The organism is Clostridium sp. CTA-7 (assembly GCF_054768095.1).
The window spans coordinates 418588-432774 of record NZ_BAAAAV010000001.1 but is presented as its reverse complement, the minus strand read 5'-3'; the positions used below and the strand labels follow the sequence as shown (position 1 = coordinate 432774).

At 27.5% G+C, this 14187-nt stretch carries 16 protein-coding genes; 2 read left to right on the top strand and 14 right to left on the bottom strand.

What is annotated here, in order from left to right:
- Nucleotides 1–46: 46 nt before the first annotated feature.
- The 6 genes from ACYUEX_RS01880 to ACYUEX_RS01855 form a co-directional block, all read right to left on the bottom strand.
- Entirely contained in the window at nucleotides 47–397 is a 351-nt protein-coding gene (locus ACYUEX_RS01880; RefSeq protein ID WP_460286314.1) for a hypothetical protein, read from the bottom strand.
- On the bottom strand, nucleotides 379–1125 hold the full coding sequence (locus ACYUEX_RS01875) for a hypothetical protein (protein WP_460286313.1): 747 nt from the start codon (nucleotides 1123–1125) through the stop codon (nucleotides 379–381). The genes ACYUEX_RS01880 and ACYUEX_RS01875 overlap by 19 nt, the downstream gene beginning before the upstream one ends.
- A gap of 11 nt (nucleotides 1126–1136) precedes the next feature.
- Nucleotides 1137–1679, bottom strand: coding sequence for a rubrerythrin family protein (locus ACYUEX_RS01870; RefSeq protein ID WP_460286312.1), 543 nt, complete (start codon nucleotides 1677–1679; stop codon nucleotides 1137–1139).
- Nucleotides 1680–1991: 312 nt separating this feature from the next.
- Entirely contained in the window at nucleotides 1992–3362 is a 1371-nt protein-coding gene (locus ACYUEX_RS01865; RefSeq protein WP_460286311.1) for a SpoVR family protein, read from the bottom strand.
- A 2-nt stretch (nucleotides 3363–3364) separates the two neighbouring features.
- Complete coding sequence (gene yhbH, locus ACYUEX_RS01860) at nucleotides 3365–4537, bottom strand: sporulation protein YhbH (RefSeq protein ID WP_460286310.1); 1173 nt, start codon at nucleotides 4535–4537, stop codon at nucleotides 3365–3367.
- A gap of 5 nt (nucleotides 4538–4542) precedes the next feature.
- Nucleotides 4543–6465: a serine protein kinase gene (locus ACYUEX_RS01855; RefSeq protein WP_460286309.1), complete on the bottom strand. Its 1923-nt coding sequence runs from the start codon at nucleotides 6463–6465 to the stop codon at nucleotides 4543–4545.
- 401 nt (nucleotides 6466–6866) lie between these two features.
- On the opposite strand from ACYUEX_RS01855, the gene ACYUEX_RS01850 reads away from it, so the two are divergent.
- Nucleotides 6867–6995 (top strand): hypothetical protein, encoded by a 129-nt coding sequence (locus ACYUEX_RS01850; protein WP_411169990.1) that lies wholly within the window; start codon nucleotides 6867–6869, stop codon nucleotides 6993–6995.
- Between the two features lie 176 nt (nucleotides 6996–7171).
- Here the strand turns inward: ACYUEX_RS01850 and ACYUEX_RS01845 are convergent, their stop codons facing one another.
- The 5 genes from ACYUEX_RS01845 to ACYUEX_RS01825 all read right to left on the bottom strand — a co-directional run bounded on the left by ACYUEX_RS01845 (nucleotide 7172) and on the right by ACYUEX_RS01825 (nucleotide 10508).
- Complete coding sequence (locus tag ACYUEX_RS01845) at nucleotides 7172–7762, bottom strand: hypothetical protein (protein WP_322382028.1); 591 nt, start codon at nucleotides 7760–7762, stop codon at nucleotides 7172–7174.
- A gap of 13 nt (nucleotides 7763–7775) precedes the next feature.
- Nucleotides 7776–8483 carry an ABC-2 transporter permease gene (locus ACYUEX_RS01840; RefSeq protein ID WP_411169989.1) on the bottom strand — a complete coding sequence of 236 codons (708 nt, stop codon included), beginning with the start codon at nucleotides 8481–8483 and terminating at the stop codon, nucleotides 7776–7778.
- On the bottom strand, nucleotides 8483–9316 hold the full coding sequence (locus ACYUEX_RS01835) for an ABC transporter ATP-binding protein (RefSeq protein ID WP_411169988.1): 834 nt from the start codon (nucleotides 9314–9316) through the stop codon (nucleotides 8483–8485). The genes ACYUEX_RS01840 and ACYUEX_RS01835 overlap by 1 nt, the downstream gene beginning before the upstream one ends.
- Nucleotides 9317–9318: 2 nt before the next feature.
- On the bottom strand, nucleotides 9319–9693 hold the full coding sequence (locus tag ACYUEX_RS01830; protein WP_411169987.1) for a GntR family transcriptional regulator: 375 nt from the start codon (nucleotides 9691–9693) through the stop codon (nucleotides 9319–9321).
- 356 nt (nucleotides 9694–10049) lie between these two features.
- Nucleotides 10050–10508, bottom strand: a complete 459-nt coding sequence (locus ACYUEX_RS01825) for a GNAT family N-acetyltransferase (RefSeq protein WP_411170657.1) — start codon at nucleotides 10506–10508, stop codon at nucleotides 10050–10052.
- 142 nt (nucleotides 10509–10650) lie between these two features.
- Here ACYUEX_RS01825 and ACYUEX_RS01820 point away from each other — a divergent pair, with 142 nt between their 5' ends.
- Nucleotides 10651–11649 carry a hypothetical protein gene (locus ACYUEX_RS01820; RefSeq protein ID WP_460286308.1) on the top strand — a complete coding sequence of 333 codons (999 nt, stop codon included), beginning with the start codon at nucleotides 10651–10653 and terminating at the stop codon, nucleotides 11647–11649.
- A 97-nt stretch (nucleotides 11650–11746) separates the two neighbouring features.
- Here ACYUEX_RS01820 and ACYUEX_RS01815 read toward each other — a convergent pair whose 3' ends face one another.
- The 3 genes from ACYUEX_RS01815 to ACYUEX_RS01805 all read right to left on the bottom strand — a co-directional run bounded on the left by ACYUEX_RS01815 (nucleotide 11747) and on the right by ACYUEX_RS01805 (nucleotide 14172).
- On the bottom strand, nucleotides 11747–11857 hold the full coding sequence (locus ACYUEX_RS01815) for a MetS family NSS transporter small subunit (RefSeq protein WP_460286307.1): 111 nt from the start codon (nucleotides 11855–11857) through the stop codon (nucleotides 11747–11749).
- 26 nt (nucleotides 11858–11883) lie between these two features.
- A complete protein-coding gene (locus tag ACYUEX_RS01810) occupies nucleotides 11884–13377 on the bottom strand; it encodes a sodium-dependent transporter (protein WP_460286306.1) in 1494 nt (497 codons plus the stop codon).
- A 252-nt stretch (nucleotides 13378–13629) separates the two neighbouring features.
- Nucleotides 13630–14172 carry a 2'-5' RNA ligase family protein gene (locus ACYUEX_RS01805; RefSeq protein ID WP_460286305.1) on the bottom strand — a complete coding sequence of 181 codons (543 nt, stop codon included), beginning with the start codon at nucleotides 14170–14172 and terminating at the stop codon, nucleotides 13630–13632.
- Between the last annotated feature and the right edge of the window lie 15 nt (nucleotides 14173–14187).

Sequence of the window (14187 nt, the reverse complement as noted above, 5' to 3'; positions counted from 1 at the left end):
TAAAAAATAAAGCTATTTCAATAAAAAATTGGAATAGCTTTATTTTTTATTCTTCACCTTCTCTTTCTGAATTATCAAAATCTAAATCAAAATCTATCTCTGTTAATATATTATGTTTATTTGTCTTTTCCTCAATAAATTGTTTTTTAATTTTACAATATTTTGTATAAGAAGTACTACACTCCTCTATTGTCTTTATAATTTCATCTATTATATCACCTAAATCATCTGCCCTTTCAACAGCTTCTTTAACTTGGCTTTTTTTAGCCTCTGATATATTATTTAATTCGTTTGCGCCTCCAATTAATAGCCTATATGAATTAACCATAGAACTAAGTAAGTTAGTTAAGTTATTGATTTCGTTATATTGTCCTCTAATTAAATCTTTATACCCCAATCAATCACCTCTTCCCTCTTCATCCCCTTTATAAATTCATCATCTGCTATATTAAAAACATTATCACTATATTTAAATTCTTCTTCTACATCTTTATGCTTCTTACATTCGTCATCATTATTACTATAATTTAATTTTCTCATATAATGCTCTAATACATCTTTTGTATCATTAACTACTTCCTCTGCCTTATTTTCAATGTGCTCACAATCTATTTTTTTGCAATCTAATGAATTTAAATGTTTATCATAAACACCATGAATTTCTCCAACATAATGATTTATTATTCTTTCTATATCAGGTTTAGATAATGGCTTTCTAGTATTGTAAATTAAATTTATATATTCATTATAAATATTTCTAAACTTCTTTACATGAAAGTTTAATTGATTTATTATTTCTTCTTCATTACTATCAAAAGCTCTATATTCCTTTAGCTCCTCAGTATATCGCATAAATTCCTTTATATACCTTAAAATAAAATCTTCTATAATTTCATTTTCTATATTTTTTAAGTTATCCTCTACAATTTCCTCTGTTTCTTCAGTATCCTTTTTATCTGCAATATAATCTATATCAGCTAACCTTTTTCTACTATTTTTAAATATTTCTTCTTCATTTGTAGTTTCTTCTGTATCATATTCCATTGTATTTGATTCAAAATTATATCTAAACTCTTCACTAAACAATACAGGTACAAAGAACTCTTTTGGTATTGATATAAACATAACCTGCCTCCTTAAGAATTTGTAACCTTACAGTATGGTTTGAAGTATGCTCTTGGATATTTACATAGTGGGCAAACTAATGGTGCTTCTTTTCCCTCATGGATATATCCACAATTCATACATATCCATAATGATTCTTCAGAGCTCTTAAACATAGTACCATCTTCAATTTTATCGTATAATGCTTTAAATCTTTCTGCATGCTTTTCTTCTGTTTCAGCTAACTCTTTGTAAAAATCAGCTATTTCCATAAACCCTTCTGCTCTTGCATCTTCTTCAAACCCTTTGTATATAATTTTATATTCCTCTGTTTCACCTAAAATACAGTCTAATAAGTTATCTTTAGTACATCCTATTAAATTTAAAAATGTTCCATAAGATTCTCTAGCATGAGCAAATTCATTATGTGCTGTTTCATCAAATATTTCTGCTACCCATTGGTATCCATCTAATCTTGCTCTTTCAGCATATAAATTATATTTATTTCTTGCTCTAGATTCCCCTGCAAAGGTCTTATAAAGATTTTGTTCAGTTTTACTTCCCTTAAAGTCCATTTCTATCTCCTAAAAATTTATACACTTATAATTTATGCAACCTCATATTTAAGTGTGCCCTTAAGTAATAAATTGAGAATATAAGAGCTACGATAAATAGACATGTTCCATAAGCTAAATAGCTACGCAAAGAAGTACTAGGCTCCGAAAAACTACTATGCCAAGAGTTTTGCTTAAATTCGCTACACTCAAACAAACCAACAACTCTAAGGTCTAGTAGTTCTTCCTTCACCAAGTACTTCTAACTGCTCACTATATGCTTACTACACATATTCTATTTATCTTCGCCTTTATTTTAAATATAACTATTAGCTAATTAATAGAAACTTTCCTATCTTCATCACAAGATATTTCTATTTCTTTTCCTTCTTTTGTCTTTGTTATAAGCCTTACCTTATGTCCCCATAGATCTTGAAGATATTTTAAGGTTTCCTTAGCATATGACATTTCAAGCTCACGGCCATCAAAAAAGTGTTCTAGTGTTAAAGTTAAATCTCTTCTATTTAAATCAGTTACCCTTATATATGGAATAGATGCAATACCACAGGTATCTGCTAGATGATCTCTTATTTTCTTCCACCCAATTTCATCTGATATCTCTTCAATTACATAATCGAAGCTCTTTTTAACATATTGAAATAAATTAAGTTCTTCACAAAGATCTCTTGTTAAGTATCGTCTTAAGAAAGAACTATCTCTTTCTGTTTTTCTAACTTCAAATATTTTTTCTATACCAAATCTTTTTTCAATATCTTGAAATATTTTAAATCCTATATAATACGGGTTTAGACCACCAACCATAGGTGCTACTACATCATTATGCCTTTTTAAAAATTCAAAATGTAATCCATCATTTAAATTTAGCTCTTTTAATATATTATAGTGCCAAAAGCTTGCCCAACCTTCATTCATTATTTTTGTTTCTATTTGAGGTAAAAAATATTGTGTTTCTCTTCTTACTATTCTTAATATATTTTTTTCCCATTCTTCTAAAGTAGTATATCTTATTAAAAATCCTAAAACATCATCACAAGGTTCTACTGGTATTTTAGATACATCTGGAAAAGGAATTTCTTCATTAGAATCTAATATTCCTCTATTTTCTTTTTTTGAATAATATTCAGCAATTTTACTTTCTTTTATTTCCTCACTATTTAATTCTTTAACTCCAACCACTCTAGGTATTTGAAATTTAATTGCATGTGCTGCATCTAATATTTTTTCAACCTTCTCATAGCCTATACTTGGATCATTTATATATCCTCTAATTATCTCTGCATCTAATTTAAACATTTCTAAAGCACCTTTTGCATTAGTTCCCTCTACAAACATTCTATTATTTGCAAAGAAATCATTATGTCCATAAACATGTGCCATAGTTAATATTTGTAAAAGCAAGGTGTTTTCTCTCATTAAATATGCAAGACAAGGGTTTGAATTTATAACCATTTCATAAGGTAATCCAGTCATATTTAATGAGTATAATGTTTTATTTTTATCATAAGCTTTCCCATAGCTCCAATGAGGATATTTAGATGGCATACCAACATAAGCTTCATATCCTAGCATCTCATTAAACCCTATTACTTCAAACTCTTGTGGATAAAATTTAAGTCCCATCTCTCTTGCCTTTTCTTCTATAATTTCATTCCACTCTTCTAGAGTACTAACATTGTATTCCATAATTATTCCTCCTTTAGCTCTTTAGACAACATTATCTTTAATGCATCCCATAAATCCTTTTTTTCCTTCACAATTACAGAAATAAAGTTCTTGTATTTTATTTCTTTATTAAATCTATAGTACATTGTTGTTGAATAAGTGGATGGTAATAATTCTGCATATCCAAACATATTGCTTATTTCACATAATTCTTTTACAGATTTCATAGCTCTTTCGTTATCTTCACTCCAGTTATCCCCATCACTAGCGTATATAGGGTAAATGTTCCACATTTCTGGTGAATACTTTTCTTTAATTAAATCTAATGCCAAATTAAGTCCGCTTGATATATAAGTTCCACCTGACTCTGCTTTATGAAAAAATTCATATTCATTTACTTTTTTTGCAACAGTGGTATGAGACACAAACTCAAAAGCTATATTGTTATATTTTCTTTTTATAAATCTAGATAAAACAAAAAATAATGATCTTGCTAAATACTTTTTACTGCTATCCATAGATCCAGATACGTCCATAATAAATATCATTACAGCATTACTTTCTTTTTTAGGCTTTTTCTTAACTTTATAATATCTAAGATCTTCTTCTCTAAATGGAAATCTAGTTATATTTGCTTTTAATCCACTTTCTAGTAAAGCTCTTTTCTTCCCTTGCTTTCTAGAGATCTTTGCAATAACAGTCTTTTTCTTTGCAAGTCTTGGGTTTATTCCATATCTTTGATATCCACGCTTTTTACCTGAGCTTTCAGTTACTATTTCAGAATATCTTTTCCTATCTAAATTAGGTAATTCTAAATCTTCTATAATATAGTCCATAAGCTCTTCCATAGTTATTTCAGTTTCATAGATATCATCTCCTGGTGAATTTCCTGCTCCTTTATTCCCTACTTTTCCATTTGGACTTCCATCTGAAATTTTATCTCCTCTTCTTTCCTCTCCAGCTCCAGTAGCAACCCCTTTATTATTCCTTCCAAATACAAATTGATATTCCTTTATTCCTCTTATTGGGATTTTAAATTTCTTGTTTTTACTTTCACCAATAATACTTTCCTCTGAAAGAATATCCCCTAAATTTTCCTTTATAGACTTTTCAACTAATTGTCTATGCCTTCTTCTATCCTCTATGGATCTGTCATGCTCTAATGGGTTATCTGCACTATCTCTAAAGATTGCCATCTCTATCAATCCTTCCACAAGTTGTTTGCAGCATATTTTAATATCACATCACAGCAATAAGAGCAATATCCATTATTCTTCATTTCCTCAACCATAGAATAATATTTTTCAGCTTGATCCTTATCTCTAACTCTAGATTTAGTTATTATTCTTGAAAGATCCTTAACAGATGCCATAAGTTTCTTTTCAATAGCCTCCTTTAAAGGTTCATAGGAAGTATAATCTATCTTGCTTCCATTTCTAACTAAATAGAACATATAGGAAGTAACATCTGCTCTAAAGCCCTTACAAGAACTTTCTGAAACTCCAATTTGTTCTTCTATACTTCTCATAAATTCTTCATCTGGGCTTAATTCCTCACCAGTTGATAAATCCTTTATTTTACTCTTATTCACAAAAGCTTCAGAGTTATCTATATAATTATCAAATAAACTCTCAGCTTGTTCTCTAAATGAATGAATAAATGCCTTTGTAATTTCTTTTTCTAATATCTTGTTATATTCTTTTCTTATAGTATCTTGTACAAATCCTAAATACTTCTTTTTATCCTCTGCTCCTATATCCATTTCTTTAACTGATTTTATTATACTTTCCATTATACTTAATGGATTTATACAATTATATTCAGAGCTAGAAAGAGCATTATCTATTGCCTTAATTATAAATCTAGTACTAATTCCCTTCATACCTTCATATGATCCTGCTTCTTCCCTTAACTCATTTATATCAATTCTCTTAGTACTTCCTTTTTCAACTATTTCTTCTCCATTGTAAATCTTAAGTTTTGTTATAGGATCTACCTTTGCAGAGGCTGATAGTCTTGAAAGTATTGCAAACATAGCTGCTACTTGCATTGTATGTGGAGCTATATGAGCATTAAAATTACTCCTTTTTAAAATTTTCTCATATATTTTCACTTCTTCGTCAAGTTCTAAACAATATGGCACCTCTATTTTCACAATTCTATCTAATATAGCCTCATTTGTATGATCTGACTTAAACTTATTCCACTCAGCTTCATTTGAATGAGCTACTATAAGACCATCAAAATAAATCATAGATCCCTTACCAGGTGAAGGTATAGATTTTTCTTGTGTTGCTGTAATTATTGTATGAAGATATTCAACATCATTCTTAAATACTTCAATAAATTCAACTAGTCCTCTATTACCTACATTAAATGCACCATTTAAAGAAAAAATTCTTGGGTCATCTTCTGGATACATATCCATTTTGGAAATATCTATTGAACCTGTTAATATTGAAGTATCTTGATTATTTGGATCTACTGGAGGAACAACACCTATTCCCTTTCTTGATCTAATGGAGAATCCCTTAGTTTCCACTGGGAATTTTTCATATTCACCATTAAATTCATTAACCAACTTATACTTACATACAGGACATAAATCTCCTTCTATTTCAACACCTAATAATTCTTTAAATTTTGGTCTTAAATGCTTAGGTATTAAATGTAATGGTTCTTCATGCATTGGACACCCTTTTAATGAATATATTGGAGGACATTCTACTAAGGCTTTTTTTAGAGATTCAACTAATGATGACTTTCCTGCCCCAACTGGACCAACTAAATATAATACTTGCCTAGCCTCTTCTCCCTTCATTGAAGCTGAATGCAAGTAGTTTACTAGCTTCATTATTACCTTATCAATTCCAAAAAAATCATCTTTAAAAAAACCATATCTTCTTATTGGATCATTTCCATATATTTTCTTTACCTTAGGGTTTTCTTCTCCCTTTAGTACTTCTATCCCTTTACTAACGACCATATCATAAATTCTCTTATGTGAAAGCTTGGCTACCTCTGGCTTTTCTTTTACTATCTCTAAATAATCAAGAAATGTTCCTTCAAATTTTTCTTTGTTTCTGCTTTCTCTATCACTTTTTATAAATTCTTCAAAGTTCATTTACTCCCCCCCTTTTTACTAAAATATATTCCTATACCTACTTTATATATGACAAAATCTTTTAGATAGAATTTTTTATGTGGAGTTAATAATTAAACTACTATATAAATATAAATTTTAACTTTATATATAAACTAAAAAAATATTATATTTGTCAGGTTTATGAATAAAATCTTATATAATTTAGCAAAATAAAGAATAATATATTTAAATAAATAAAAAGTTCTTATACTGTATAAAAAATGTTCATTTAATATTTATCAAACTAGATATATTAATAACAATTATTAATTAGTAACTTTTATTGACAAATTTGCTATAATATATTATAGTTATATTAATAATAAGAGAATATTAAAATTAATAAGAATTAAATAAAAAAATATAAAGGGGTGTTTTACATGGATGGAATAGCATGCATGCTAAGTAAAAAATGTAGAAGAGAAAAATCAGAAGAGATAGTTCAAAACATGAATAATGAGCAAAAAACTTATGAAGAAATTTATGATGCTGAAAAAGAAAGTAAATAGAGATTAAAATTAATCCTCCCTCACTACACAAAATAATATATTGTCTTAAGAAACCAAAACATTACATTAGTAACTCGGACAATTGAACTAAAAAAGTAGAGAATCAACAGATTCTCTACTTTTTTAAATTGAAATTTTTTATACCCCAGTGAGAATAAAAATTTCTCCCATTAAAATTAATCTATTACATATGGATTTGATGAATTATCTAATCTTTCACCACCACCAGTACCCATAACATTTCCAATAAAAGTTCCTTTAATTTTATATTTATAATAATTAATATTATATGAAACATACATTTTATTTGTATCAAACACTTTTTTATCGAAGTGTATTCCTTTAGTAACTTCAAATGCATATTCTCTTTCTTCTCCAGGATATATAGCCCTATCAAAATTATTAATTTTTATATTCTGATCATTCGCTATTTTCTCAAAGTCATTATCATAGCCTTCAAATATTGGATTACTACGTGAACTAACTGTAGAATCATTAACTGCATTAGGTAAAATTCCAAATCTCATAGTTACATTATTTACACTAGCAATATAATTAGAATTATTTTTTATACTTATCTTTATCTTTAATATATTTTCGTCTTCTTCGAAGCCTACATATTTTACTATAGGATTGGAACTATTAAAAGCTTCATCATTTCCTTGACCAAATAATACCTTATCTCCTAATATAAATTTAAAGCCTAAAGTGAATATAAAAACTGATATAAAAATTCCTATACTTATCATTATAAATTTTTTATTCATTTTCTTATCCCCCTTAAGCTATATCTTTCTTTTTATAAATCTTTAATGAAATATACATAGATACTAAAAATATAATTAATGCTATAAGGCATGTAATAATAAAATACACATTTACTGACATAGTTTTAAAGTCATAACTCTTTAAGCTAAATATATTATAGATACAAACACCTATTTTTCGTGAAAACTTTAATAAAAGTGTTTCTCTTCCATTACTAATAAAATTAGAAATAGTATTACTTTTAAAAACTAAATATCCTATAAATATAATAATAAAAGAACTAATAATTCTTCCTATCTTGTAACCATATTTAAATATAATTGGAATTATTATTGCAAAGCTAAATAATATAGTTATCATGCCAACAAATATATCTTGAAAAACCATTACTCTTGCAGAATTTAATATATTTATTCCAAAAAGTATATACATAATTATTATTGATATAAAAAGTATTATTAAAGTAAGTATATATTTTGAATAAACCACATCCTCTCTTTTATTTGGAAGACTTAATATAAAACTTTCACTATTATTTAACCTATCATAATAAAAGCTATTCATGACTACAATAAAGGTAAACATTATTGGAAGTAATGTTGGAAATACATATGAAAAAGTTGTTAATAAAAATAATACAATTATAAATGTAATAATAGCAGACTTCAAGGATCTCACTTTTAATCCTACTATTAAATCTTTTTTTATAAGTTTAAACATTATTTTTCCCCCTTTACATAGTGATAAATTATATCCTCTAAAGTTGGAATAGATATATTTTCATTATCTAATTCCTTTCTATTAATAAATAGCCCTTCATGATAGTATTTTGATTCCTTTCTAGAAATAAAGTTCAAATTACTGTTTTCAAGTTCTTCCTTAGATCCTCTAAATAATCTATATCTATCCTTTATATATTCCATATCCTCTGATAAAACTAATTTTCCTTTATTAATAAAGGTTATATAATCTGCTATTCCATCTAAATCTGAAGTTATATGCGTAGAAATAATAACACTTCTATTTCCATCTTCTATTACTTCTTGAAGAAGCTTTAAAATATCCTTCCTAATTATAGGATCTAATCCTGCTGTTGGTTCGTCTAATATTAGTAGCTTAGCATCATGGGATAAAGCATTTGCTATCATAACTTTAATTACTTCTCCCTTTGAAAGATTCCCTATTAAAGATTTATTATTTATTTCAAATCTTTCTATATAAGAATCAAAAAGCTCTGAATCAAATTTAGAATAAAAATTAGAAACTATTCTCTTAAAATCCTTAACTTTTAAGTGACCATAGAAATTTAAATTATCATAAACAAAACCTATATTATCTTTTACATATACCTCATCTTCAAAAATATCTTTATCAAATATTTTAATTTCACCACTATCAGCCTTAATTAAACCAAGAAGCATTTTTATTAAAGTTGTTTTTCCAGATCCATTTGGTCCTACCAATCCCATTATAAAACCTTTTTTTAACTCAAAATAAATATTCTCAAGTTTAAAAATCCCCCTAGCTTTATTTAAATTCTCCACCCTAATCATACTTACTCTCCTTCATATAGCAAATCTATAATTTTATAAATATCTTCTTTTTTTAGCTTTATAGTTCTTGCCGTTTGTATAATATCCTCTAATTTCTCTTCTATTTCTTTAAGTTTCTCTTCATATACAAGTTCCTTATTAAAATAAGAAACATAGCATCCCTTTCCCCCAACTGTTTCAATAAATCCTTGATTTTCAAGCTCTTCATAAGCTCTTTTAGTTGTAATAACACTTATGTTTAAATCCTTAGCTAGTGACCTTATAGAAGGTAATTTTTCATTTGGCTCTAATCCTCCACTTATGACTTCCTCTCTTATTGAATTTACTATCTGTTCATATATAGGAAGCTTAGATGAATTACTAATTATTATTTTCATTTCTTCACCTTTCAAACTGTATTTTCCGTATATGTATACTATATACAGTATATACATATAATGTCAACTGATTTTTACATTTTTTTCTAATTTTTTTATATAATATATTTTTTAAAATCTATATTCTTTTGCATATTTATATAATAGATAATTTTTTATCTACTAAAATTCTTAAAAGAAGTAAAATCAAAGATTTACAAAGGGGGGCACATTTCGCGACACCCTTTTAAGATTAGACAGAACATTATAGCACCTACAATTAGTTCCTATTAACGCTTACAAAGGGGCTCACGTTTCATGAGCCCCTTTAAAATTAGATATAATAACTTGCTCTAAACAAATTATTTTCTTCATTTTTATTTTTTCTCCATCCTGATATTCTTCTCTACCATCCCCATGGCTTTATAAAATTCTATAGAAGTCTCATTAAAACTCCAAACTCCCAGTTCTAAAGTTTCTGCACCTTTACTCTTTACTAAGTCATATAAGTAATTAAAAAGGATTCTTCCTAATCCCTGTCTTCTGTAGTTTTCCTTTATACAAATTTCATCTATATAAGCAAAGAACTTGTCATTTAATAAATTCATATTTTTAAGTTCTACATATCTTGTTATGGTGTAACCTACTATCTTTTTATCTTTGGTAATTACTATAACCTCAACATTTTCATCATTTAATAATTCTTTAAAATATGACTTATATATGGTCTTACTGACTTCTTTATATATATCAGGTCTATTTTTAACATGAAATATGTGTAATTCTTTTGAAATGTTACTTATATATTTATAATCCGCTAATTTGGCATTTCTTATTTCTACCCCAAGTTTATCACCTCATGATATTTGTATTAAGAAGTTTAATAGATTGTTACATAGTTAAATCTATAGATTTAAGTAACAAATTTTATCATAATTCCTTATAATGATTATAAAATAATATATTAGGAGTTTATCAATGAATTTTAATGATGATGATTCAATTCTATATCCAGATGATTCTAGATTAAGACCTCCTCCACTTGGAAATTTAATTCCTGGCTTCCCAAGTTCCGGTCCTGGTTCCGGTCCTGCTAAAAGTTCTCCTTCCCAAGGACCTCAAGGTTCTCCATCTATGGGAAGCAATTTAAATGTAGGCCCACCACCAAACTTTACTCCATCTAAGACTAGTGCTGACGTAAAACACCTTAGCTCCGGTGGCCCTCAAACTAAAGCTGTAAGTCCTGGTTCTATTAGTTTTTGTTTGTTTAAATTCACATATATTTGGGAAACTAGTGGAAGAGAATACTGGTCATTTTTACTAAATGTAGATAGAAGAACTGTGTCTGGGTTACGTTGGTTTAGAGGAACTTGGGTGTTCTTTGGGCTAGACTTGAGAAGAATAGATTCATTTGTATGTTATAGAAGTGAATCAAATTGTGAATCAGGTTGTGAGTCAAATTCTAAATCTAAAAATAAAACCAAATCATTAAAAAGCCTAAGAAAGGAATATTCCCCTACAGGTATAAAAAATATTTACACAAGGTTATTAACTTCTGTAGAAGTTCCTGAAATAAAAGATGATTTTGTAGTTAATTATTTAGGAGAAGTTGATGGTAACGAACTAACTGCTAAAATACCTTGTAAACAAAGAAGATCAACTAATTATAGGATAGTTCTTGAATTAACATACCCAGAAGAATTTAATAAACAATTGATAGATAAAATAAATCTATGTGCAATTGAAGCTTCAAATGAAGCATCAAGATATCTAGATGAATTTAGAGATAGTAAAGACTTTTTAACTCCTTTAGAAGTATTTAATTCTTCTACTAAGCAAATAGGTAAATCATTAAAAGTATTTTCTACAGAATTTACTGATAGAATTAAAAAATTAAAAATTCCTAGAGAAGTAACTAAAGAAATAAAATATACTATTATTGAAGAAAAAATAGAGGAACCTTGGAGAATACTATAACTGTATGATAAAAAATATATTAAAGTTGAATATAAAAATTAAAGGGATAGAAGTTAATTTCTATCCCTTTACTCTTCTCTTTAATACATCATCAATATTAAACAACTTCTTTTCTTTCATTATAGATAGTTATTCCAAGAGTTAATACTAAACCTCCCCATAAAACAACTGCTCCTAATGCAAAAAATGATAATGATACTCCTGTCATAATTAAAGCCCCCCTTAAATTTATTTTCAATTTAAATTCTCTATATTTTTATTTCTCCATTTCTTTTTAGAAATTATTAAAGAAACTATTATTCCAAATCCTATTACACTCCAACCATAAGCAAATAATGCTGAAAGTGGATATCCTCCGTAAGGAGTTTTTATTTCTGTTAATATGCTTTGAACTAACATATATAATAATATAGATGGTGTAACAAACTTAACACAAACATTCCACCACTTACCTATCTTAAAATAGGAAATTTCATTTGTATGATTTCTTACTTTATCTGGAGTTGATATCCAACCTATTAATACAACTTCAAATAATCCTACTACAACAATTCCATAATTATTTATAAAATTGTCTACTATATCAAGCAAATATAATCCCGCTCCAGTTGAATATATACTTCCAATTAAAAATCCTATTAAACAAATTGAGGCAACAACTTTATTTCTTGCCCACCCAAACTTATCTATAAACGGTGCAGAAACTGCTTCTATTAAAGAAACTGTTGATGTTATTCCTGCAAATACTAAGCAAACAAAGAATAATACACCTAAAATAGTTCCTAAAGTTCCCATTTCTCCAAACACAGCTGGGAAAACTACAAAAGCAAGCCCTACCCCACTTGAAACAACTTCATTCATAGGAACACCTTTCATATTAGCCATAAATCCTAATATTGAAAATACTGCAATTGCTGATAAAAATTCAAATCCACAATTTGCAAAAGCTGTCATAAATGCACTATTGTTTATGTCAGTTTTTTCAGGTAAATAACTAGAATAAGTCATCATTATTCCCATTGCTAAGCTTAAAGAGAAAAATACTTGTCCATAAGCTGCTATCCAAACTTTTGGATCCATAACTTTTGACCAATCTGGAGTAAATAATGTATTTAATCCTAATGATGCTCCCTCTAGATTTACTGCTCTAATTGCTATTACAATCATTATTATAACAAGCATAGGTAAAAGTATTTTATTAGCTTTTTCAATTCCACCTTTTATTCCTTTATAGCAAATAAACCAATTTATAAACCATATTAATCCGATTCCAATTAATATTGGTAAAATGTATCCACCAAAATTAAAAGGTGAATCTGTAAGCTTTAAGAAATCAACGTGGAAAAACTTATTTGTATCATTGCCCCAACCTTTATTAAAACTATACCTTAAATAATTTACAGCCCAACTTAAAATCATTGAATAATAAGTAAGAATTATAAATGCATTTATAGTTGGCCACCATCCAAGCCATTCCCACTTTCTTTTTACTTTTGCAATTGCAAGTGGAGTTGAGCCCTTATATTTATGTCCAAGTCCATATTCTAGTATTAATAATGGAATACCTGCTGTAAATATAGCAAAGAAATAAGGTATTAAAAATGCCCCGCCCCCATTTGTATATGCTATATAAGGAAATCTCCATATATTACCTAGACCTACTGCTGACCCAATTGCCGCTACAATAAATCCTAGTTTCGATCCCCACTGTTCTCTGTTTTCTTCCATAAAATCGCCCCCTCTGAAATCTTTATTTTTATTGCTTATTAACATTAAATATATGATATATTAAAATATTAATAAAATCAATATTTTCTTAATAAAATATTATATATTTTTACATAAATATTTTATATAGTTAATAATTTTAATACTTTTTTATCATTTTATCAAAATATCATTTTGAAAGTATATAAAAAATAAACATCTATCAATATTAGATGCTTATTTCTAATTATTTTATATTTTTTTACATTTTTATTAATTACTTATATGATTTTCTATAATAAATTCTTTATGCAGCTTCCATGTATTCTCTTCCCACTTATATATACTTACATTATCAAAATAACAATTGAAGTTAAATGGAAGCTTATTTACATACTCCCATACCTTATCATATATTTCTGGAACCTTCTTTGATGTTAAAGTAACATGAAAAACCTTATCTTTTCCATCTTTCTTATTAAATTCAATATAATCAAAATTATTTAATAGGTCTATTAGGTTGTTATGAAGAATTTTTCCTTTTCTAGACATATCAACATCCATATAAATAACTCTATTATCAAAATGATTATATCTATTCATTGAAAACTCTGCCTTTTCTTGATTTTTACAAAATTCACTTATAGCTTCTTCTAAATCTGTTATACTTTTATCGTACTCAAAAGGTGCTTTTATAGTAAAGTGTGCAGGAAGTTTTGATGATTTTGCCTTAAACTTTTGAAAAATATCCTTTCTCATTTCGTTATTAAAATCACCAGCTTCTCCCTTTACTACACAAACTATAACATATCTCATAAAGATTTCTCTCCT

Coding starts and splice junctions, on each gene's coding strand:
- ACYUEX_RS01875 (WP_460286313.1), bottom strand. CDS start 1,125: ATGTTTATATCAATACCAAAAGAGTTCTTTGTACCTGTATTGTTTAGT.
- ACYUEX_RS01870 (WP_460286312.1), bottom strand. CDS start 1,679: ATGGACTTTAAGGGAAGTAAAACTGAACAAAATCTTTATAAGACCTTT.
- ACYUEX_RS01865 (WP_460286311.1), bottom strand. CDS start 3,362: ATGGAATACAATGTTAGTACTCTAGAAGAGTGGAATGAAATTATAGAA.
- yhbH (WP_460286310.1), bottom strand. CDS start 4,537: ATGGCAATCTTTAGAGATAGTGCAGATAACCCATTAGAGCATGACAGA.
- ACYUEX_RS01855 (WP_460286309.1), bottom strand. CDS start 6,465: ATGAACTTTGAAGAATTTATAAAAAGTGATAGAGAAAGCAGAAACAAA.
- ACYUEX_RS01850 (WP_411169990.1), top strand. CDS start 6,867: ATGGATGGAATAGCATGCATGCTAAGTAAAAAATGTAGAAGAGAAAAA.
- ACYUEX_RS01845 (WP_322382028.1), bottom strand. CDS start 7,762: ATGAATAAAAAATTTATAATGATAAGTATAGGAATTTTTATATCAGTT.
- ACYUEX_RS01840 (WP_411169989.1), bottom strand. CDS start 8,483: ATGTTTAAACTTATAAAAAAAGATTTAATAGTAGGATTAAAAGTGAGA.
- ACYUEX_RS01835 (WP_411169988.1), bottom strand. CDS start 9,316: ATGATTAGGGTGGAGAATTTAAATAAAGCTAGGGGGATTTTTAAACTT.
- ACYUEX_RS01830 (WP_411169987.1), bottom strand. CDS start 9,693: ATGAAAATAATAATTAGTAATTCATCTAAGCTTCCTATATATGAACAG.
- ACYUEX_RS01820 (WP_460286308.1), top strand. CDS start 10,651: ATGAATTTTAATGATGATGATTCAATTCTATATCCAGATGATTCTAGA.
- ACYUEX_RS01815 (WP_460286307.1), bottom strand. CDS start 11,857: ATGACAGGAGTATCATTATCATTTTTTGCATTAGGAGCAGTTGTTTTA.
- ACYUEX_RS01810 (WP_460286306.1), bottom strand. CDS start 13,377: ATGGAAGAAAACAGAGAACAGTGGGGATCGAAACTAGGATTTATTGTA.
- ACYUEX_RS01805 (WP_460286305.1), bottom strand. CDS start 14,172: ATGAGATATGTTATAGTTTGTGTAGTAAAGGGAGAAGCTGGTGATTTT.